We start from the raw sequence: 21576 nt of genomic DNA on the forward strand, positions 1-21576 counted from the left end.
CGTGTACCAGTAATATTGGGAAAAAATATTACATATTATCTTAATTATATGATGAATCAGCTTCGTATAAATATGATGTTGGCTTAGAAGAAACGTGCTGGAAATAAAGAGTTGCATTATGACCGAAACTAGAAAAAAACCTGACCCTATAGATATCTATGTTGGAACTCGTATCCGTTTACGTCGTAATATTTTAGGACTCACTCAAGAGAAACTAGGCGAAAAATTAGGAATTACTTTTCAGCAAATCCAAAAATATGAAAAAGGAACAAACCGTATTGGTGCCAGTCGTCTTCAAGCGATAGCGGAAATTATGGATGTTCCTGTTTCTTACTTTTTTGATAAAGGTATTACCTCCCAACAAGTAGAGGGTTTTGCTGAAAGTGATCACAATTTTATAGACTTTTGTTCTAGCAGCGAAGGGATTCAGCTCATGCGCGCTTTTACAAATATATCTGATGCTAAAGTGCGTCGAAAAATTATTGACTTGGCAAAAGCACTTTCTGAGGAAGATTTGACAAATAAGCTATAAATTAAAATTATATCTTTTTTCTTTTATTCATATAAATTTTCATTGACGATTTGCTGTAGAATTAGCAAATCGTGACAACTTTAGTAAGCGATTAATTAAATCGTTGATTTTCTTTTTTGAAGGAGTTCCTATGCCGCATCAAGATTATCTTTTTACGAGCGAATCGGTATCGGAAGGACATCCTGATAAAATTTGTGATCGTATTTCCGATGAAATCGTTGATATGATCTATAAAGAAGCTGAAAAGACTGGTACTGATCCATGGTTAATACGCGTTGCCTGTGAAACTCTCGTCAGTGTCAACCGTGTTGTTATCGCTGGTGAAGTGCGTGTTCCCGATACGCTATTAAAAAAAGATAAAAATAAAGAATTTATCTATGATGAAACTGGCTTTCCACTCATTAATCCTACGCGTTTTCGTACAGCAGCGCGCCGTGCTATTCGTACCATTGGCTATGAACAAGCAGGTTTCCATTGGAAAACTGTTAAAATTGATGTTCTTTTGCGCCCTCAATCAGCTGACATAGCAAGAGGAGTTGATAATGCTACGGATCGGCATGGTGAAGAAGGAGCAGGTGATCAAGGCATCATGTTTGGATATGCTTGCCGTGAAACACCTGATTTCATGCCTGCGCCGATTTATTATGCGCATAAAATTCTCAAACTTCTTGCCACAGCCCGTCATAAAGGAGAGGGAGAAGCTGGAAAATTAGGACCAGATGCTAAAAGCCAAATAACCATACGCTATAAAAATGGAAAACCGATAGAGGTCACATCCATTGTTCTTTCAACGCAGCACCTCGATGAAAGCTGGGATTCCAACAAGGTACGTACAGTGGTTGAACCTTACATTCGTCAAGCTTTACATGACATTCCCATTGCAGATCAATGCAGTTGGTATATTAACCCAACAGGAAAATTTGTCATTGGTGGTCCTCAAAGCGATGCCGGATTAACAGGACGCAAAATTATTGTGGATACTTATGGAGGTGCAGCACCCCATGGAGGCGGTGCTTTTTCAGGAAAAGATACAACAAAAGTTGATCGTTCTGCAGCCTATGCGGCACGCTATCTGGCTAAAAATATTGTTGCTGCTCATTTAGCAGAGCGATGCACCATTCAACTCTCTTATGCAATTGGTATTGCACAACCTTTATCTATTTATCTCAATCTTCACGGAACAGGAAAAGTCGATGAAAAAGTTATTGAAGCAGCCATTCGCAAAATAATGGACCTTTCACCTACCGGCATTCGAAAACATCTTGACCTCAATAAACCTATTTATGCGAAAACAGCTGCCTATGGTCATTTTGGGCGAAAACCAAAACACGATGGTTCGTTTTCATGGGAAAAAACTGATCTCGTGAAAACGCTTCAAACAATGATCCAAATCCCATGATTAAATATAATACACGCAAGAGTGAAGCATTTTTTGGACGCCGACAAGGAAAACAACTTCGAAACAGTCATCTTACACGTATAAAAATGCTTCTCCCCAATTTAAATATTGATTTAAATGTCCCACCTCCCTCAAACCTTACATCCTTATTTTCAAGCAAAGTAAGAGAAATTCGACTTGAAATCGGCTTTGGTGGAGGTGAACATTTACTTCATGAAATGGAATATTTTCCAAAAACCGGTTTTATCGGCGTCGAGCCCTTTATCAATGGCATGGCAAAAATATTGTTGTCTCTTGAACAGCATCAAAACTATCAAAATCATCTTCGCCTCTATAATGATGATGCTACACGCCTCCTTGATTGGCTCCCTGATAACTCGCTTGATGGAATAGACCTCTTCTATCCTGATCCTTGGCCGAAAAAGAAACACTGGAAACGACGTTTCATCAACACAAAAAATCTTAACCGTTTTGCTCGTGTTCTTAAAATAGGGAAAATTTTTCGCTTTGCTAGTGATATCGACAGTTATGTAAACTGGACTTTGTACCATTGTGCACAACATGATCACTTTGAATGGAAAGCAGAAAACCCTCAAGACTGGAAACTCCCTTATCCACTATGGAAAGGAACCCGCTATGAAGCAAAAGCTTTACGCGAAGGACGGACGCCCGCCTATCTTACCTTTATCAAGAAATAAATGATCAAGCGCTTTTCTCATAAACAACTTGAAAAATTTTGAATTTAAGAGTATCAATAGCTAAATTCTTGGTCTTATGATGAAGGGTGGGCCGTTGGACCCGCTCTTTTTTAATATCATAAAACTGATGAAAACAACTTGGATAAAATGTATGAACGAAGCTGAAAAAATAAGCAATCTTGACGAACCACGCCTGTTTGAAGAAGATGGTATCGAAGCACAGGTTGCTGCTCTTGTCATACCACTACTTAAACCTTTAGGTTTTCGTTTGGTTCGTGTGAAACTTCTTGGTCAAAATGGTTTAACACTTCAAATTATGGTTGAACGTGCCGATGGTTCTATGACCGTAGAAGACTGTGAAACTGTTAGTCGAACTGTTTCCCCCCTCCTTGATGTACAAAATGTTATTGAACGCAAATATCATTTAGAAATCTCATCACCTGGAATTGATCGTCCATTGGTAAGAAAATCTGACTTTTTTCATTGGCAAGGGCATCTTGCAAAAATTGAAACCAAAATAACAATTGATGGACGCCGAAAATTTCGCGGGACATTTACAAATATCACGCAAGATGGATTTATTTTAAACACTGATAAAGCTGCTTATGGAGAAGCCATGTATACCCCTATTTCCTTTTGTGATATCATAAATGCGCATTTAGTGCTTACCGATGAGCTTATTCGCGATGCATTGAAAAAAAATAAAGAGTTAAGTCAACAATTCATTGCTGAAGAGAAAGCTAACGACTCTATACAGACGCTCAATTTCAAAAAATAATATCACTGGGAAATACCCATCGTGTGGCACAAAGAAGGAGAAAATTGATGGCTACAAGCGCTAACAGGCTTGAGATTCTGCAAATTGCAGATGCTGTTGCACGTGAAAAGTCAATCGACCGTGAAATTGTCATTTCTGCGATGGCTGATGCTATTCAAAAAGCAGCACGTTCTCGTTATGGTCAAGAAACAAATATCCGTGCTGAAATCAATTCTAAAACAGGTGAAATTAAATTACAGCGCCTGCTTAAAATCGTTGATGTCGTTGAAGACTACACAACGGAAATTACTTTGTCTGATGCTCTTAAACATCAAGCAGAAGCAAAAATTGGTGATTTTTTTGCTGATCTTTTACCTCCTATGGATTTTGGACGTATCGCAGCACAATCTGCTAAACAGGTTATTGTACAAAAAGTACGCGACGCAGAACGTGATCAGCAATATGAAGAATTCAAAAATAAAGTTGGTGAAATTATTTCTGGTACAGTTAAGCGTGTGGAATATGGTAATGTTATCGTTGATCTCGGGCGTGGTGAAGCTATTGTGCGCCGTGATGAATTAATTCCTCGTGAATCATTCCGCTATGGAGATCGTATTCGTGCTTTTGTCAATGATGTACACCGTGAAACGCGTGGTCCGCAAATTTTCCTTTCACGCACACATCCCCAATTTATGGTAAAACTTTTCACTATGGAAGTGCCAGAAATTTATGATGGTATTATAGAAATCAAATCTGTTGCTCGTGATCCAGGTTCACGGGCTAAAATCGCCGTTGTTTCACGCGATGGTTCCATTGATCCTGTTGGAGCATGCGTTGGAATGCGAGGAAGTCGCGTACAAGCTGTTGTTGCTGAATTACAAGGCGAAAAAATTGATATTATTCCTTGGTCGCCTGATGCGGCAACATTTGTCGTTAATGCACTGCAACCTGCTGAAGTTTCTAAAATCATCCTTGATGAAGATGCTGAACGGATTGAAGTTATTGTGCCAGATGATCAACTTAGCCTTGCTATTGGACGACGTGGACAAAATGTTCGCTTGGCTTCGCAACTAACAGGATGGAACATTGATATTTTAACGGAAAAGGAAGAATCTGAAAATCGTCAAAAAGAATTTACTGAACGGAGTAAATTGTTTATGGAAGCCTTAGAGGTTGACGAAATGATCGGGCAGGTTATGGCATCAGAGGGTTTTTCTTCTATTGAAGAAATCGCCTATATTGATCTTGAAGAAATCGCTTCTATTGATGGTTTTGACCATGATACCGCCGCTGAAATCCAAAGTCGTGCCCGCGAATATCTTGATCATCAAGAAAAAGAACTTGATGAAAAACGCAAAAAACTCGGAGTTTCTGACGAATTGCGAACACTTCCTGGAATGACAAGTGCTATGTTGGTTGCTGTAGGTGAGGATGGTGTAAAAACAATAGAAGACTTTGCTGGATATGCCGTTGATGATTTAGCTGGTTGGAGAGAACGCAAAGAAGGTCAAACACAGAATTTTTCTGGTATTTTAACCCCTTTTGACATTACACGCGCGGATGCAGAAGCTATGGTTTTAGCCGCACGTGTACAAGCAGGCTGGATAGACCAAGCTGATCTTGTTACAGAAAATCCTGTAGAAGATGAAAACTCTGCAGAAAATGAAAAAACAGATGATTTGGATGTGGATACACTTTAAATGAATGAACGGACTTGCATTGTGACTAGAAAAAATGCTTCAGCACAAACGCTGATCCGTTTTGTTATTGGTCCCAATAACCAAATTGTTCCTGATCTTAAAGCGAATTTACCAGGGCGTGGCGTTTGGATTTCTGCCCATCATGCTGTTATTGAGAAAGCAATTAAACAGAAAGCTTTTCATAGAAATTTTAAAACAGATGTTGAGGTTGCACAAAATCTTGTGCATGTTGTTGATACGCTTTTACTAAAAGCCGCTCTTTCAAGCCTTTCCATGGCACGAAAAGCGGGAGCAATTGTTATGGGAGCAACAAAGGTTGATGCTGCTATCCGCTCTGGTAAAGTTATTCTTGTACTTCATGCTAAAGAAACAACGGAAGATGGGAAACGAAAAATTGCACAGGCCATCCATTCAATACAACAACAAACAAATCGGACTATAAAAACCATATCTTTATTTACAAGTGATGAAATGCGAGTGGCTTTTGGCTCTAATCCTGTAATGCACGCGGCCTTATTGGACACAAAAGCTGCTGAGGTATTTCTCAAAACGACATATAAATTGATCAGCTATCGTGACGACAAGCATAGTAAGCCTAGTGAGATGACGGCACAAGCCGTGAAGGAAATACAATGAGTGAAAATAACAACGACAAAACAACAGTCAAGAAGACACTAACTCTCAAGCGGTCTGTCTTGGAAACGAGCACGGTCAAACAAAATTTTAGCCATGGCCGTACGAAGGCTGTCGTTGTCGAAACCAAACGGCGTAAAATTACGCGACCTGATGAAAAAGCTGAAACCCCACAGCCCATTACAAAGCCACATGTGGCCCCCCAGCGCTCTAAGCCGCGTTTTGAGGGAAAAAAGCCTCAAGAATCTGTGACCAAAAGCAATCTTTCATCGACTGAAATGGAAGCGAGACTTCGCGCATTAGAAGAAGCACATATCCAAGAAAGAATAACGCGAGAACAAGCCGAAGAAGAAGCAAGACGCGCTAAAGAGCGTGAAGAAATTTTACAGCAAGAAATTAAAGAAAAAGAAATACATCTCCAACAAGAAGAAGAAATATCGCCAGTACAGGCTCCACCTGTTCCTCCTCTCATTGAACAGACAGATATTCCTATTGCGCCTAAAAACACAACTGTAGTTGAAAAACGCAAAATAGATGAAAATAAAGAGGAAGAACGGCATAGTCGGCGTGCTAATCCTGCTAAATCAGAAATACGTGTACCAAAAGTTGTCAAAGGAGCTGATGAGCGGCGACGCGGAAAGCTAACTCTGAATAGTGCACTGGACGAAGAAGGAAGCGCACGTGGACGCTCAATGGCTGCAATGCGGCGTAGACAGGAAAAGTTTAAGCGTGCACAAAATCAAGAACCAAGAGAAAAAATTTCTCGCGAAGTTGTTCTTCCTGAAACGATTACCATTCAAGAGCTCGCACAACGTATGACTGAGCGTTCTGTTGATGTGATTAAATTCTTGATGAAACAAGGACAAATGATGAAACCTGGCGATGTTATTGATGCAGATGTTGCCGAACTCATCGCTGTTGAATTTGGCCATACTGTTAAACGTGTTTTAGAATCTGACGTAGAGGAAGGTATCTTTAATATAACAGATAATCCTCGAAACATGCAGCAGCGCCCTCCTGTTGTAACCATTATGGGCCATGTTGACCACGGAAAAACTTCTCTTTTGGATGCTATTCGTAAAGCAAATGTTGTTTCTGGCGAAGCGGGAGGTATTACGCAGCATATTGGTGCCTATCAAGTAGAACAAAACGGTCAAAAAATTACCTTTATTGATACACCAGGACATGCTGCATTTACGGCTATGCGCGCACGTGGAGCTCGTGTTACCGATATTGCTGTTCTCGTTGTAGCCGCTGATGATAGTGTTATGCCCCAAACGATTGAATCAATCAATCATGCGAAAGCCGCTGGTGTACCTATCATTGTTGCTATCAACAAAATTGATAAACCAGCTGCGAATGCACAAAAAGTGCGTACAGAACTTTTACAACATGAAGTGTTTGTTGAAACTATGGGCGGAGAAACTTTGGACGTTGAAGTTTCTGCTAAAACTGGTCAAAATCTTGATAAACTTCTCGAAGCTATCCTTCTTCAAGCTGAAATGCTTGATCTGAAAGCAGATTCTCAACGAACTGCAGAGGGCGTTATCATTGAAGCCAAATTGGATCGCGGACGTGGATCTGTTGCAACAGTTCTTGTTCAAAAAGGTACATTACACCCTTCTGATATTATAGTTGCCGGAAATGAATGGGGTCGTGTGCGTGCTTTGATTGATGACCATGGCCGCCATGTCAAAGAAGCCGTTCCCTCTACACCGATTGAAATTTTAGGCATGCAAGGAACGCCACAAGCCGGAGACCGTTTTGCTGTTGTCACACATGAAGCAAAAGCGCGTGAAATTTCTGAATACCGTCAACGATTAGCACGTGATAAAGCTGTTGCGCGGCAAACTGGTTCGCGTGGTTCTCTTGAGCAGATGATGACAAAATTGCAAACGACTGGTGTTAAGGAATTTTCTCTTATTATAAAAGGGGATGTGCAAGGATCAATTGAAGCAATCGCTTCAGCATTGGAAAAACTCGGAAATGATGAGGTTCGTGCGCGTATTGTACATTCTGGTGCTGGAGGAATTACCGAAAGTGATATTTCTCTTGCGGAAGCTTCTAACTCTGCTGTAATTGGTTTTAATGTTCGAGCCAATAAGCAAGCACGTGATTTTGCTAAAACACAAGGAATTGAAATTCGTTATTACAACATCATTTATGATCTTGTTGACGATATCAAGGCTGCCATGTCTGGATTACTCTCACCAGAACAGCGTGAAACTTTCCTTGGTAATGCTGAAATTCTAGAAGTCTTTAACATTACAAAAATTGGAAAAGTTGCAGGATGTCGTGTTACAGAAGGTAAAATAGAACGAGGAGCCGGTGTTCGCCTTATCCGCGATAATATCGTTATTCACGAAGGAAAGCTGAAAACACTCAAGCGCTTTAAGGATGAAGTCAATGAAGTGCAAAGTGGTCAAGAATGTGGAATAGCCTTTGAAAATTATGAAGACATGCGCGCAGGAGACATCATTGAGATCTTCCGTATCGAACATATTAATCGCACATTATAAAATAATCCAATAACTTTACTCTGTTGTAAAATGAAGAAAGTTATTAGGTTTTATACACAATATCTCTTTTCCCTTATCTAAATGGTCAAAAAAAGAGATCTTGTAGCAAGGATAAAACTTTGATGAAAAATGCAAGGCCATCACAACGGCAACTTAGAGTAGCAGAGCAAGTACGTCATGCAATAGCGCATATATTACAGCGTGATATTTTGCTTGATGATATCTTGAAAGATATTGTTATTTCTGTCTCTGAAGTACGTATGTCACCAGATTTAAAAATTGCTACTTGCTTTGTATCACCTCTCAGCACTCTTAAAAATGCTTCTCATACCGATGTTGTTGATACCCTCAATAAACATAGTCGTTTTCTCCGTGGAGAAATCAGTCATGCGTTGCGACAAATGAAATATATGCCTGAACTGCGTTTCCGACTTGATAATAGTTTTGATAATTTTTCAAAAATTGATGCTCTCCTTCGCTCGCCTGAGGTTGCACGCGATCTTCACCATAGTGATAAAGATGAGGATTAAAGATATGGCACGGCAACACAAAAAAAAAGGGCGTCCTGTTTCTGGCTGGGTCATATTTGATAAACCAAAAGGAATGAAATCAACAGAAGCTGTCTCACAAATCAAATGGCTCTTTCATGCACAAAAGGCAGGACATGCAGGAACACTTGATCCTCTTGCTTCTGGTCTTCTTCCCATTGCATTGGGCGAAGCAACCAAAACCGTCCCTTACGTGATGCAAGGCAAAAAAACTTACCGTTTTCATATCGCTTGGGGAGAAGAGCGTTCAACAGATGATCTAGAGGGCGAAATAACGAAAACTTCTCTCAAACGTCCAACACAAGAAGAAATACTTGCTCTTCTTCCTCAATATACAGGTATTATTTTGCAAACGCCTCCGCAATTTTCAGCAATAAAAATTGCCGGAAATCGTGCCTATGATTTAGCGCGTGAAGGGGAAGTTGTTGAAATTCCGCCCCGTGAAGTGGAAATAGAAACTTTCAAATTATTAGAAATGCCTACTAAAAAGCACTCTGTCTTTGAAATAACCTGCGGAAAAGGAACTTATGTGCGCTCTTTAGCACGCGATATGGGACGTGATCTAGGTTGCTATGGGCATATTGCTGATTTAAGGCGTATTTCCGTCGCACCTTTTGATGAAGAAGATCTCATTACATGGGACGAACTAAAAGCGGCCGTTCCGCCAAATAAAAACACTACAGATGAAAATAATCGTTCTTTTGAAAAAAACTTCACAACACTCGATGAGCTCTTAATTGAAACAAGCGCTGCATTGGATTGCCTCCCTCACTATATCCTTAATGAAACTCAAGCACAGAGAATTATAAAGGGGCATTCTATCCTCTTAAGTCATCACAAAGTACCTCTTGACGAAGATGAGATTTTTGTCCTCTACAAAGAACAACTTCTTGCCATTGGCACCCTCGACAAAAGTTTATTTAAACCGAAGCGGATTTTCACAATTTAATCGATTCTTTTCCTCACCTACCTTTTGCGGAAAGATATTTTTCTCTATCAATTAAGAAAAATATGGTACTTTCCATTGTCTATATTTACCGTATTCATATCAAAATTTAAGTCAGTGCTATAAACTAACACCACCACACACTTTTTCCTCTTAATGTCGCAACAATCCTTGCGTTTGAAAGGATTCATAAGAGGCTTTTTATTTCTTATTCAATCGTTTTTTACTCACACTTTAACCCTCATTTGTAATGTGCAAGCGAAGATTTGGACTGATTTACTCTAAATAGATTTGAAACGAGAAAAGCTTAAGATTTTTAGGACTATCACTCAACATGAAAAACGACAAATAATCATTATAAATCAATTTATTAACCATTTAAACAGCAATTTTTTGTTATGATTATGCTAACAAATCGATCGAAATAATATTAACTAACGTATTTAATATTTTACAAAAACTGTTTTAACCCTAAGGGAGATGATCAGAGGAGGCTTTTAAAAGCATCTCATTGGCTTGGGGTATTGTTTGGCGTTCAATCATACGATGCACTCTTATGCCGTTAGGAGCACAATTTAAATGACGCAAACGCTTATTGACTTCTGCATCCGCTTTTGTACGACGATGATTATGGCGTAAATAATCCACCCATGTTGGCATATGATAAGCCTCTGTCCAATATTCAGGTCTTTCAAGATCTCGTAAAAGGACCCACTGACGCGCACCATCACGTAACCGGATATGGCGTCGACGCGTCATCACTTTGAGAAACTCTTCGAGATCATTTTCATGAATTTGATAATCAATCATTATCATGATCGGACCACTTCTTGCTTTGAGGTCGAGTAATAGTTCCGGCTCTCTAAAATGATCAAGAGGATTTAAATCTATCTGAGGAATTTCTTGAATTCTAAATTTTACCCCCGCAAGAGCACCAAAAATCAAGAATAGAGAACAGATACTCAAAGCAATTGTTGGAGAATAACCATCAGCTAAGCCTCCCCAGATTGCACTTCCAATAGCCATCCCCCCATAAGACGCCGTTTGATAAAGTGCTAAAGAACGTGCAACAACCCAGCGTGGTGTAGAGAGTTGTACAGATGTATTAAACAATGATAATGCCAAAACCCAACATAAACCTGCAGGAAATAAAGCGATATGGCTTATAATTAGTGAACGGCTGATTCCCAATAAAAAGCAAGAAAAGGCGAAACCAATAAATGCACTTGCAATAATTGTTTCTGAACGAAAATGATGCCGTACAACTGCATTAATAATACCTGCTATCATGGCTCCTAACCCAAAACAACCGAGCAATGTACCATAAAGAAGGGCACTTCCTCCAAGAACTTTATGCGCAACAATTGGCAAAAGTGCTAAAATAGAAATAGCTCCTATACCAAAAAGGAACGCTCGAACCATAATACTCAGGAGATTAGGTGACATCGCAACATAACGCAAACCATCTGAGACAGCTCCTAACAGCCTTTCTCGTGGCAATGAGTTTTTTTTATAATTCGACTTCCAGAAAAATAACGCACCGATAAGAGGAATATAGCTTATAGCATTAAACAAAAAAGCAGCAGATGCCCCCAAAGTTGCAATGATGGCACCGCCAATAGCAGGACCAACACTCCGCATCAAATTAAAGCCTACACTATTCAAACTAACAGCAGCAGGAATATTTTCCCTGCTCACAATATCTCCTATCGTTGCTTGCCAAGAAGGATTATAAAAAGCTGTACCACATCCAATCAAAAACGTAAAACATAACAAAAGCCAAGGTGTTAGAAATCCCATATAGGCTAAAACAGATAAACTCATGGATATGACCATCATCATAATCTGCGCACACAACATAATTTGACGCCGATTAAAATTATCCGCTAATGCCCCTGCCATCAAAGAAAACATAACAAGTGGTAATGTTGTGGCACTTTGAACAAGCCCCACCATGGAATGCGAAGAACTGATCAACGCCATTAACCACCCTGCTCCAACAGCCTGTATCAGCCCCCCTAAATTAGAAATAAGAGTAGATGACCATAAATTTCGAAATACCGAATTACGAAAAAGTTTTAATGTTGAAATGCTCTGCATCTTTTTCCTCCAAATCGGTATTTATCATCTTTGTTAGCACACACACGCTCATAATCTTTGTATCAAAAGGATGCATAATTCTTAAAAAAACTTCTCATAAAACTCTATTTAAATCAATATTTCAAAACAAAAGCTTTTATTTAAAGAAAGACTTCAAAATGCTGTCAAGGACTAGTATTTTAACCTTCTTTCCTATATAAGGACGAAAATAGGTAAGAGTCTTCGACTCTTCTTGTTTCCTCACAGACCCTTGCTGAACGACATCTCGGCTATGGGTGACTTTATGTTTCTTCGTTTTTGGAAAGGATAATACGATGTCGATTACAGCTGAACGTAAACAAGCTCTTGTCGCAGAATACGCAAATAAAGTTGGTGATACAGGATCACCGGAAGTACAGATTGCTGTACTTTCTGAACGTATTTCTAATTTAACAAACCACTTTAAATCTCACAAAAAGGATAATCATTCTCGTCGTGGTCTTTTGAAGATGGTGTCTCAACGCCGGCGCCTTCTTGATTATCTTAAAGGAGTTGACCAAAATCGTTATCAGACACTTATCAAGAAGTTAGGTTTGCGTCGCTAAAAGAAAAATGGTGGTGGTGTTAAAAAAAACCGCCCATTTTTTCAACGTATTGCTTTTAATTAAAAAATTTAAAAACTGACAAGTTATTATGGGATAGGACTGCTCATCATTTTGCATTTAAGGCAGTTTACTTCTCTCTTCTCGTAACAAAGATAAAAAGTATGTTGTCCACCCCAGAGCTTGGAAATATGCTACGCAAAACCAGAATGTGAGCAATCAAAGATTTAAACACTGGTCATTAAGGATAAAAAATGTTCAAAACGCACAAGATAGAAATTGAATGGGCTGGGCGTCCTCTCACCCTTGAAACAGGGAAAATAGCACGTCAAGCTGATGGTGCAGTGATTGCTACCTATGGAGAAACTATTGTCTTAGCAACCGTTGTATCAGCCAAAAGTCCAAAACCAGACCAGGATTTTTTTCCACTCACTGTTAATTATCAAGAAAAATCCTATGCTGTTGGTAGAATACCTGGGGGCTATTTAAAACGTGAAAGTCGACCAAGTGAAAATGAAACTTTGGTTTCACGTTTGATTGATCGCCCAATTCGTCCCCTTTTCGTTGAGGGATATAAAAATGATACGCAAGTGATTGTTTCCGTTATACAGCATGATCTCGAAAATAATCCCGATATCCTTGCGATGATTGCATCTTCTGCTGCATTGACCCTGTCAGGTGTTCCTTTCATAGGGCCTATAGCTGGTGCCCGCGTTGGCTATTGTAATGGACAATATGTTCTCAACCCTCATATCGATGAAATGCCTGAATCAAAACTTGATCTTGTTGTTGCTGGAACAGAAAGTGCTGTTTTGATGGTTGAATCAGAAGCACAAGAATTACCGGAAGATATCATGTTGGGTGCTGTGATGTTTGGTCACAAAGGCCTTCAACCTGTCCTTGATGCCATTATAAAGCTTGCTGAAGTTGCTGCAAAAGATCCTCGTGATTTTGTTCCTGAAGATCTTTCTGAACTTGAAAAAGCAATGCAGAAAATGGCAGAACAGGATATACGAAAGGCTTACACAATTACTGATAAGCAAGAACGTTATGCTGCAATTGATGCACTAAAGACAGAAATCCTCAATAAATTTATGCCCGAAACAGAAGAAGACTGTAAGTTTAGTGCAGATCAAATTGCAACCGTATTTAAACAGTTGCAAGCAAAGATTGTTCGCGGGAATATTCTTGATACCCAAAAGCGGATTGATGGACGCAATCTTTCTACCGTGCGCCCTATCCAATCAGAAGTAAGTATTTTACCCCGCACACATGGATCAGCACTCTTTACCCGCGGAGAAACACAAGCTATTGTCGTTGCAACACTAGGAACTGGTGAAGATGAACAATATGTTGATTCCTTAACGGGAATGTATAAGGAAACATTCCTTCTCCATTACAATTTCCCACCATTTTCAGTGGGTGAAACGGGACGCCTTGGTTCTCCTGGTCGTCGTGAAATTGGACATGGCAAATTGGCATGGCGAGCAATTCACCCCATGTTGCCAACGAAAGAATCTTTTCCTTATACTATTCGTGCTGTCTCAGAAATCACTGAATCCAATGGATCTTCTTCTATGGCAACGGTTTGTGGGACCTCACTTGCTCTCATGGATGCCGGCGTTCCTTTAGCACGCCCTGTTGCTGGTATTGCTATGGGCTTGATTAAAGAAGGAGAACGCTTTGCTGTTCTATCTGATATTTTAGGGGATGAAGATCATCTTGGAGATATGGACTTTAAAGTCGCAGGAACAGAAAATGGTATTACTGCCTTGCAAATGGATATCAAAATTGATGGTATTACCGAAGAGATTATGAAAATCGCGCTTGAACAAGCCAAAGGTGGACGAATCCATATCCTCAATGAGATGGCAAAAGCTTTAACCAGTGCACGTGCTGAGCTGAGTGAATTTTCTCCACGAATCGAAGTTATGAATATTTCTGTCGATAAAATCCGTGATGTTATCGGCTCTGGTGGTAAAGTTATTCGGGAAATCGTGGAACAAACTGGAGCAAAAATTAATATTGAAGATGATGGTACCATTAAAATTGCTTCTGCTGATGCTAAAACCATTGAAGCAGCAAAACGCTGGATCCATTCTATTGTCGATGAGCCTGAAGTTGGTGCTATCTACCAAGGAACAGTTGTAAAAACTGCAGAATTTGGTGCATTTATAAACTTCTTTGGTTCTCGTGATGGACTCGTTCATATCTCTCAGCTTGCATCAGAACGCGTCACCAAAACAACCGATATTGTGAAGGAAGGTGACAAAGTTTGGGTTAAATTAATGGGCTTTGATGAGCGTGGAAAAGTTCGGTTATCAATGAAGGTTGTTGATCAAAAAACCGGAAAGGAAATCACCGGTGATAAAGTGATGAATGAAGAAAAGTGCGTGGATGAAAAAAAACAACCTGAAAATAAGCACCGCCGCAAGAAAAAAGAAGAGTAAGTTTTTCCTCTTATCGTATCATGAAATGCCATCCCAACATTGGAGTGGCATTTTTCTTTGAAAGAGTCATATGTGTTATTATTTTTGCCTTTTGAAAATCATGAACTCCCGTATCCTAATCCAAACCAATGTTGGTTAAGTTTCGGTTTAACAGAAATCCCAGCTCCAGAATGGGCACAGAATTTAAAAGTTATTACGCCTTGGCGACCAGATTTTTTAAAATTTGTCGATACTCAATTTCACTGCTCTCCTCAAATAGATAAAACCTTCAGCTATGATGGTGCATTTTTACATTTGAGCAAATATCGTGGTTTTAACCAAAATTGTTTTCTTGATTTATTAGAATGCGTTAAACCCAATGGATGGATTGTAATCAGTGGGAATAAAACTGCTGGTGCTGCTTCAATGATGAAGTGGGTCAAAACAATTGTTCCCATCACCAACAAATTGTCTAAAAATCACGGTCTTGTATTTTGGTTGCAAGTTCCTCAACAAATTGAGAGACATAACATTGCACAATTGCGCTCACCACCGCTCACTTTTGGTAAATTTCAAACCACTTCTGGTATGTTCTCACACGGACGTATTGATCCAGGATCCGCTGCACTTGCTTCTTATATGCCCAAAGTTATTTCTGGAAAAACGGCTGATTTTGGTGCTGGATGGGGCTATCTTTCTCACGTTGCGCTTGAAAGAAGTGAAAAACTCACGGCTCTCGACCTTTATGAAGCAGACTACAACGCTTTGAGAGCGGCAAAACAGCACCTTAAATCCATAACAGCTCCTTTTTCAATTCATTTTTATTGGCACGACCTTGTGCATGAACCTATCACAAATCTGTATGACACAATCATTTCAAACCCACCGTTTCACACGCAACAAACGACAGATATTTCATTAGGAAAAAATTTTATTATAAATGCTGCAAAGTGCCTAAAACCAAGCGGCAGCCTGCTTTTTGTTGCAAACCGCCACCTGCCTTATGAAACATTATTAAAAAATATTTTCCGCACAGTGTTGATACATGAACAAGCCCATGGTTTCAAAATTATCGAAGCGCGCAGATAAAGAAAAAAAGCGATAACTCTAAAGAATAAAACGTGAAAGATCGATATCAGCAGCAAGCTCGCCAATAGATTTTCTCACATAAGCGGCATCAATTGTAAAGGATGTTCCAGCTTTATCAGGTGCCGTGAAAGAAATTTCATCCAAAACGCGCTCCATCACTGTTTGCAAACGACGTGCCCCTATATTTTCAATCCTTGCATTTAAATCTACAGCAATATCTGCTAAAGCATCAATTGCATCATCGGTAATTTCCAAATGAACCTCTTCTGTTGCCATAAGAGCAATATATTGTTTAATCAAACTAGCTTCTGGTTCCGTTAGAATACGCCGTAAATCTTCTCTTGTTAAAGGGTTTAGCTCCACACGAATGGGCAAACGTCCTTGAAGTTCCGGTAATAAATCAGATGGCTTAGAAACATGAAATGCACCTGAGGCAATAAAAAGAATATGATCTGTTTTGATTTGCCCATATTTTGTACTAACCGTTGTTCCTTCAACCAAAGGCAAAAGATCACGTTGAACGCCCTCACGCGAAACGGCAGCACTGGCTCCACCATCCCTAGTTGCAATTTTATCAATCTCGTCAATAAAAACAATCCCGTCATTTTCAGCAACACGAAGCGCTTCTTGAATAATTTGATCCTGATCAAGGAGTTTTTCAGATTCATCATCAATAAGCGGCTTAAAAGCATCCCTTACTGTCGTCTTACGAACTTTTGTACGACTACCCATTTTGCCCAAAATATCTGATAAATTCATAATACCCATTTGTGCCCCAGGCATACCAGGAATATCAAAGGTTGAAGCACTATTGCTATTATTATCGGCGACTTCAATTTCAATCTCTTTCTCATCCAATTCACCTTCACGCAATTTTTTGCGAAAACTATCACGGGTAGCGGGACTGGCTGTTTTACCAACAAGGGCGTCTAAAACGCGCTCTTCAGCATTCACGTGAGCCTTTTCTTTTATTTCATCCCGTTTCTTTTCACGCACAAGAGAAATGGCAATTTCAACAAGATCTCGAATAATTTGCTCAACATCACGTCCCACATAACCAACTTCAGTAAATTTAGTCGCTTCTACTTTAACAAAGGGTGCTCCAGAAAGTTTTGCTAATCGACGTGCAATACCAGTTTTACCAACACCTGTTGGCCCTATCATTAAAATATTTTTTGGCATAACTTCTTCACGCATCGGCTCATCAAGCTGTTGTCTACGCCACCGATTGCGCAGTGCGATAGCTACAGAGCGTTTGGCATCATTTTGGCCAATAATAAAACGATCAAGTTCAGAAACAGTCTCACGAGGGGAAAATACAACACACATTTAAATAGCTTTCTCTAAAGAAGATAATTCTGCATCCAATGTTTCAATCGTAAAATGATCATTGGTGTAAACACAAATTTTAGCGGCAATAGCCATAGCTTTACGAGCAATAGTTTCTGCATCCAAATCCAAGTCCATGAGTGCACGCGCTGCTGAAAGAGCAAAATTTCCTCCAGAGCCAATTGCCATAACCCCATCTTCTGGTTCTAAAACATCACCAAGCCCTGTTAGAGCCAAAGTTACTTTCTTATCAGCCACGAGCATCATTGCTTCGAGACGACGCAAATAGCGGTCTGTTCGCCAATCTTTTGCAAGTTCTACACATGCACGCATAAGCTGATCAGGATATTGCTCAAGCTTTGTTTCCAATCTTTCCAGTAATGTGAAAGCATCTGCCGTAGCACCTGCAAAACCAGCAATAACCACTCCGTTCTTTCCAAGACGACGCACTTTACGTGCATTACCTTTCATAATTGTCTGCCCAAGAGAGACCTGACCATCACCGGCCATCACGACTTTTCCACCTTTTCGTACCGTAATAATTGTTGTACCATACATTATGTCTGGCTTATGTTCTGTCATAAGGAGACTCCTTAATATTAACTTTACTTTTTAATATTGATTTCTTTTCATACAATGTAAAACTCAACTACTATTGTCCTATTTAAGAACATATACAGCAAAACACAATGATTCAGCATAACTCAATTTGTTGAAAATGGAAAAATGATATCATTGTTGTCAATGTAAATTACTGCTAAATAGCTTTATATAAACAGTTTGTGCCTTTTAGAGGAAAATTATGAAAAAAATAGCCATAGGGACCTTAGGTGGAACAATTGCAATGACTGCTGATCGTTTTGGTCACATGCAACCGACTTTAACTTCAGATAACCTCATAAAAAGTGTTCCTGATTTAAATAACGTTGCTGATATTCATGCACAAACATTAATGCAAATACCAAGTGGATCTTTATCGTTTCAAATTCTTTTTGAAATAATCGAGTGGGCAAAACAACAAATAAATGCTGGTGCAGAAGGTATTGTTTTAACACAAGGGACTGATACTCTGGAAGAAACAGCTTTTTTTCTTTCTCTTTATTGGAAGGAAGCTGAACCACTCATCATAACCGGCGCTATGCGCATGCCTCATGAAGCAGGCGCAGACGGCCCCGCCAATATTTTAGCAGCCACTCGTGTCGCAGCAGCCCCACAAAGTCGTAACAGGGGCGTTCTTGTTGTCATAAATGATACAATTCATTCACCTTATTGGCTCTATAAAAGCCATACCGTCAAAGTCGAAACATTTCAATCAGGTCTTGCAGGTATTTTAGGAACTATTTTAGAGGGAAAACTTATTTATTTCAATGATCAAAAGCTTTTTCCGACGACGTTTGATCTTCCCCAAAACCACGATCATCAAATTGCACTCCTCTATTCCTCTTTATCATCTGATGCACAATTAATGAAGCTATGCCTTGAAAGTGGGTATTATGCTGGAGTTGTTATTGCTGGTTTTGGTGCAGGACACTGTAGTTTTCAAGAAGCAGACCTTGTACAACAATATGCACAAAAAATACCAATCATTATTGCTAGTCGTTGTTGTAATGGCTCAACAACTCGTATAACTTATGGCTATAAAGGCTCAGAAATCGATATGATTGCTTCTGGTGCTCTCATGTCTGGTTATTTATCAGCCGTAAAAGCGCGTCTACTTTTATGGGCTTTTTTAGCGCAAGGGCACTCATTAGCACAAATCCGTGCAAACTGGAATGACTGGACTATAAGTTAATGAAAAATGATCTATTATCTTAAAGAAGAGAGCATGCAAAACAAAATTTATTTGAAAATCAAGCCGCTCATCTGTCCAATTTTAATCGATTGCTGCGGCAAAAAATTCTCGACCAATACAAATGATTGATACGATTATACAAAAAATTAATCAGGAAGATAATCTGGTCAAATGCGTTTCTGACCGATATTCACCCTATCGTGTTTTTACTGCACAAGAATGGTCAGAGTTTCGTGCAGACACACCTCTTACTTTGACTTTTGATGAAATTAAGCGTTTGCGCTCTATTGATGATCCTATCGATCTTAAAGAAGTCCAACGCATTTATCTTTCTTTATCGCGTTTGTTATCATGCCATGTTGAAGCAGTACAGGAACTTTTTCACAAACGTCAGCAGTTTCTCCATCAAGAAGAGAGTAGAAAAACGCCCTTTATTATTGGAATTGCTGGTTCTGTAGCAGTAGGAAAATCAACCACGGCTCGCATTCTTCAAGAACTGTTGAAACGATGGACATCTAGTCTTAAAGTTGATCTGATCACAACGGATGGTTTTCTCTATCCTAATGCAATCTTACAGCAAAAAAATCGTATGAATCGTAAAGGATTTCCTGATTCCTATGACATTAAAAAATTGCTGTGCTTTCTTTCGGCTATAAAAGCAGGTATCGGAAATGTCCGTGCCCCGCTTTACTCACATATGACTTATGATGTTCTAGAAAATCAGACAATTACCATTGACCGTCCTGATATTTTAATTGTTGAAGGTATTAATGTATTACAGGTCAGTGATCTTCCTAAAGATGGAAAAGCTATTCCTTTCGTATCAGATTTTTTTGATTTTTCAATCTATGTCGATGCCGAAACAGAAGTCATTCGTCACTGGTATTTAGAGCGCTTTAAACGTTTGCGTAAAACAGCTTTTCAAAATCCTGAATCCTATTTTCATCGTTATGCCCTGCTCAGTGAAAAAGAAGCCTCAAAAATCGCTGAGGATCTTTGGCAAACAATTAATTTAAAAAATTTACAAGAAAATATATTGCCAACACGACCACGATCCAATCTCATTCTACGAAAAGGAAAAAATCATTTGGTCGAGTATGTCGCACTTAGACGACTATAAGGATCTCATAACTATGCAGCATTATCACATTCATTTTACCTCAACGCGTATCGATAACAGTTGCCCTATCATCTTGGTAAACCAAAGAACTCTTGCCAACTTATCACTTGATGCGTCAACAACAGCATGGATAAAAGTTAATGACTTTACTGGTAAAGCAGGACAAATACTCTTTGTTCCTCACGAAACGGGGCATTTAAAAAAAGTTTTATTTGGAATTGGAAATGGGAACGATCCCTTTATCACAGGACTGCTTGCTCAAAAACTTCCTGCTGGTCAATGGCATTTAGAAGGTACGACCTCTGATGAAATAAATGCCTATCTTGGATTAGCATTCGGTAGCTATCAATTTAATCGCTATCGTCAAAATTCTTCTTTCAAATCATTGTCTATCCATGTCAATGAGGCCGTTGATCTTAATGAACTCCAACGAATTTATGAGGCTGTCTTTTTTGTCCGTGATCTCATCAATATTCCAGCCAATGATATGACCCCTGATGCTCTCGAAAAAGAAGCACGAAAACTAGGAAAAACCTACGGTGCTCATGTCCAAAGTATTTGTGGAGATGATCTCTTAACCCATAATTTTCCGATGATTCATGCCGTAGGACGAGCAGGCAGTACTGCACCGCGACTGATTGAGTTACACTGGGGGCAAGAACATCATCCTAAAATAACGTTGGTAGGCAAAGGGGTAACTTTTGATACGGGAGGACTCGATATTAAATCAGCCAATAACATGTTGCTTATGAAAAAAGACATGGGGGGTGGAGCAAACGTTTTGGGATTGGCTAAACTTATCATGGATGCCAAATTGCCTTTCCGTCTACGTATTTTGATTCCAGCTGTAGAAAATGCAATTTCTGCGAATGCTTACCGACCAAGTGATATTCTCAAAAGTCGTAAAGGCTTAAGTGTTGAAGTAGGTAATACAGATGCTGAAGGGCGACTTGTCCTTGCCGATGCGCTCGCCTATGGTGATGAAGAAAGTCCACAATTCATGCTTTGTATGGCTACTTTAACAGGGGCAGCGCGTATAGCATTAGGACCAGATCTCCCCGCATTTTATTGCAATGATTCAATATGGGCACAACAAATCTCTGAATCTGCTCACGCTGTTTTTGATCCTCTTTGGCAAATGCCCCTTTGGAAACCTTACCAAGAGATGTTATCATCACCAATTGCTGATCTTAACAATGTAACTGGAAATAGCTTTGCTGGCTCTATAACGGCTGCTTTATTTCTTAATTCTTTTGTTGAAAAAGCTGAACATTTTGCGCATTTTGATCTTTATGGATGGATTCCAAAAGAAAAACCAGGATACCCTATTGGTGGATCAGCACAAACTATTCGTGCCCTTTATAATATTTTTAAAAATGAAGTTTGACACACAATATCCACAAA

18 protein-coding genes are annotated in these 21576 nt (G+C 39.4%); 15 read left to right on the forward strand and 3 right to left on the reverse strand.

Going from position 1 to position 21576, the window contains the following annotated elements; genetic code table 11:
- Positions 1-118: 118 nt before the first annotated feature.
- From ACFIKY_RS02950 to truB, 9 genes are all read left to right on the forward strand, one after another.
- Positions 119-532 carry a helix-turn-helix domain-containing protein gene (locus tag ACFIKY_RS02950; protein ID WP_012754634.1) on the forward strand — a complete coding sequence of 138 codons (414 nt, stop codon included), beginning with the start codon at positions 119-121 and terminating at the stop codon, positions 530-532.
- A gap of 130 nt (positions 533-662) precedes the next feature.
- Entirely contained in the window at positions 663-1931 is a 1269-nt protein-coding gene (gene metK / locus ACFIKY_RS02955; protein ID WP_273787797.1) for a methionine adenosyltransferase, read from the forward strand.
- The gene (locus ACFIKY_RS02960; RefSeq protein ID WP_375635987.1) at positions 1928-2629 is read left to right on the forward strand and encodes a tRNA (guanine(46)-N(7))-methyltransferase TrmB; all 702 of its coding nucleotides are present in this window, start codon (positions 1928-1930) and stop codon (positions 2627-2629) included. Before metK ends, ACFIKY_RS02960 begins: the two co-directional genes overlap by 4 nt.
- Before the next feature lie 127 nt (positions 2630-2756).
- On the forward strand, positions 2757-3407 hold the full coding sequence (gene rimP / locus ACFIKY_RS02965; protein WP_375652677.1) for a ribosome maturation factor RimP: 651 nt from the start codon (positions 2757-2759) through the stop codon (positions 3405-3407).
- A 47-nt stretch (positions 3408-3454) separates the two neighbouring features.
- Positions 3455-5086 carry a transcription termination factor NusA gene (gene nusA, locus ACFIKY_RS02970; RefSeq protein ID WP_375625637.1) on the forward strand — a complete coding sequence of 544 codons (1632 nt, stop codon included), beginning with the start codon at positions 3455-3457 and terminating at the stop codon, positions 5084-5086.
- Entirely contained in the window at positions 5087-5722 is a 636-nt protein-coding gene (locus ACFIKY_RS02975; RefSeq protein WP_375661392.1) for an RNA-binding protein, read from the forward strand.
- On the forward strand, positions 5719-8238 hold the full coding sequence (gene infB, locus ACFIKY_RS02980) for a translation initiation factor IF-2 (RefSeq protein ID WP_375661393.1): 2520 nt from the start codon (positions 5719-5721) through the stop codon (positions 8236-8238). The genes ACFIKY_RS02975 and infB overlap by 4 nt, the downstream gene beginning before the upstream one ends.
- A 122-nt stretch (positions 8239-8360) precedes the next feature.
- Complete coding sequence (rbfA, locus tag ACFIKY_RS02985) at positions 8361-8768, forward strand: 30S ribosome-binding factor RbfA (RefSeq protein WP_375635991.1); 408 nt, start codon at positions 8361-8363, stop codon at positions 8766-8768.
- A gap of 4 nt (positions 8769-8772) precedes the next feature.
- Positions 8773-9735, forward strand: a complete 963-nt coding sequence (truB, locus tag ACFIKY_RS02990) for a tRNA pseudouridine(55) synthase TruB (protein ID WP_375635992.1) — start codon at positions 8773-8775, stop codon at positions 9733-9735.
- Positions 9736-10203: 468 nt separating this feature from the next.
- Here the strand turns inward: truB and ACFIKY_RS02995 are convergent, their stop codons facing one another.
- Entirely contained in the window at positions 10204-11832 is a 1629-nt protein-coding gene (locus tag ACFIKY_RS02995) for an MFS transporter (protein WP_375635993.1), read from the reverse strand.
- 314 nt (positions 11833-12146) lie between these two features.
- Here ACFIKY_RS02995 and rpsO point away from each other — a divergent pair, with 314 nt between their 5' ends.
- The 3 genes from rpsO to ACFIKY_RS03010 all read left to right on the forward strand — a co-directional run bounded on the left by rpsO (position 12147) and on the right by ACFIKY_RS03010 (position 15931).
- Positions 12147-12416, forward strand: coding sequence for a 30S ribosomal protein S15 (rpsO, locus tag ACFIKY_RS03000; RefSeq protein ID WP_005774142.1), 270 nt, complete (start codon positions 12147-12149; stop codon positions 12414-12416).
- A 251-nt stretch (positions 12417-12667) separates the two neighbouring features.
- On the forward strand, positions 12668-14863 hold the full coding sequence (pnp, locus tag ACFIKY_RS03005; protein ID WP_375635994.1) for a polyribonucleotide nucleotidyltransferase: 2196 nt from the start codon (positions 12668-12670) through the stop codon (positions 14861-14863).
- 72 nt (positions 14864-14935) lie between these two features.
- The gene (locus ACFIKY_RS03010) at positions 14936-15931 is read left to right on the forward strand and encodes a class I SAM-dependent methyltransferase (protein ID WP_375635995.1); all 996 of its coding nucleotides are present in this window, start codon (positions 14936-14938) and stop codon (positions 15929-15931) included.
- Positions 15932-15949: 18 nt separating this feature from the next.
- Here ACFIKY_RS03010 and hslU read toward each other — a convergent pair whose 3' ends face one another.
- On the reverse strand, positions 15950-17260 hold the full coding sequence (hslU, locus tag ACFIKY_RS03015) for an ATP-dependent protease ATPase subunit HslU (RefSeq protein ID WP_012754622.1): 1311 nt from the start codon (positions 17258-17260) through the stop codon (positions 15950-15952).
- The gene (gene hslV, locus ACFIKY_RS03020) at positions 17261-17842 is read right to left on the reverse strand and encodes an ATP-dependent protease subunit HslV (RefSeq protein WP_012754621.1); all 582 of its coding nucleotides are present in this window, start codon (positions 17840-17842) and stop codon (positions 17261-17263) included. It abuts the gene before it with no gap.
- A gap of 220 nt (positions 17843-18062) precedes the next feature.
- Here hslV and ACFIKY_RS03025 point away from each other — a divergent pair, with 220 nt between their 5' ends.
- The 3 genes from ACFIKY_RS03025 (at position 18063) to ACFIKY_RS03035 (ending at position 21559) form a co-directional block, all read left to right on the forward strand.
- Entirely contained in the window at positions 18063-19052 is a 990-nt protein-coding gene (locus tag ACFIKY_RS03025) for an asparaginase (RefSeq protein WP_012754620.1), read from the forward strand.
- Positions 19053-19173: 121 nt separating this feature from the next.
- A complete protein-coding gene (gene coaA, locus ACFIKY_RS03030; protein ID WP_012754619.1) occupies positions 19174-20172 on the forward strand; it encodes a type I pantothenate kinase in 999 nt (332 codons plus the stop codon).
- A 13-nt stretch (positions 20173-20185) separates the two neighbouring features.
- Positions 20186-21559 (forward strand): M17 family metallopeptidase, encoded by a 1374-nt coding sequence (locus tag ACFIKY_RS03035; RefSeq protein WP_375661394.1) that lies wholly within the window; start codon positions 20186-20188, stop codon positions 21557-21559.
- Positions 21560-21576: the final 17 nt, after the last annotated feature.

It is taken from the genome of Bartonella sp. CR127HXZ, from assembly GCF_042194555.1.
GTDB classification, from domain to species: Bacteria; Pseudomonadota; Alphaproteobacteria; order Rhizobiales; family Rhizobiaceae; genus Bartonella; species Bartonella grahamii.

Bases quoted from the DNA above. Each gene is read 5' to 3' on its own strand.
- ACFIKY_RS02975 (WP_375661392.1), top strand. From the start codon at position 5,087: ATGAATGAACGGACTTGCATTGTGACTAGAAAAAATGCTTCAGCACAA.
- rimP (WP_375652677.1), top strand. From the start codon at position 2,757: ATGAAAACAACTTGGATAAAATGTATGAACGAAGCTGAAAAAATAAGC.
- ACFIKY_RS03035 (WP_375661394.1), top strand. From the start codon at position 20,186: ATGCAGCATTATCACATTCATTTTACCTCAACGCGTATCGATAACAGT.
- hslV (WP_012754621.1), bottom strand. From the start codon at position 17,842: ATGACAGAACATAAGCCAGACATAATGTATGGTACAACAATTATTACG.
- metK (WP_273787797.1), top strand. From the start codon at position 663: ATGCCGCATCAAGATTATCTTTTTACGAGCGAATCGGTATCGGAAGGA.
- nusA (WP_375625637.1), top strand. From the start codon at position 3,455: ATGGCTACAAGCGCTAACAGGCTTGAGATTCTGCAAATTGCAGATGCT.
- rpsO (WP_005774142.1), top strand. From the start codon at position 12,147: ATGTCGATTACAGCTGAACGTAAACAAGCTCTTGTCGCAGAATACGCA.
- truB (WP_375635992.1), top strand. From the start codon at position 8,773: ATGGCACGGCAACACAAAAAAAAAGGGCGTCCTGTTTCTGGCTGGGTC.
- ACFIKY_RS03025 (WP_012754620.1), top strand. From the start codon at position 18,063: ATGAAAAAAATAGCCATAGGGACCTTAGGTGGAACAATTGCAATGACT.
- infB (WP_375661393.1), top strand. From the start codon at position 5,719: ATGAGTGAAAATAACAACGACAAAACAACAGTCAAGAAGACACTAACT.
- coaA (WP_012754619.1), top strand. From the start codon at position 19,174: ATGATTGATACGATTATACAAAAAATTAATCAGGAAGATAATCTGGTC.
- ACFIKY_RS02960 (WP_375635987.1), top strand. From the start codon at position 1,928: ATGATTAAATATAATACACGCAAGAGTGAAGCATTTTTTGGACGCCGA.
- pnp (WP_375635994.1), top strand. From the start codon at position 12,668: ATGTTCAAAACGCACAAGATAGAAATTGAATGGGCTGGGCGTCCTCTC.
- ACFIKY_RS02995 (WP_375635993.1), bottom strand. From the start codon at position 11,832: ATGCAGAGCATTTCAACATTAAAACTTTTTCGTAATTCGGTATTTCGA.
- ACFIKY_RS02950 (WP_012754634.1), top strand. From the start codon at position 119: ATGACCGAAACTAGAAAAAAACCTGACCCTATAGATATCTATGTTGGA.
- hslU (WP_012754622.1), bottom strand. From the start codon at position 17,260: ATGTGTGTTGTATTTTCCCCTCGTGAGACTGTTTCTGAACTTGATCGT.
- rbfA (WP_375635991.1), top strand. From the start codon at position 8,361: ATGAAAAATGCAAGGCCATCACAACGGCAACTTAGAGTAGCAGAGCAA.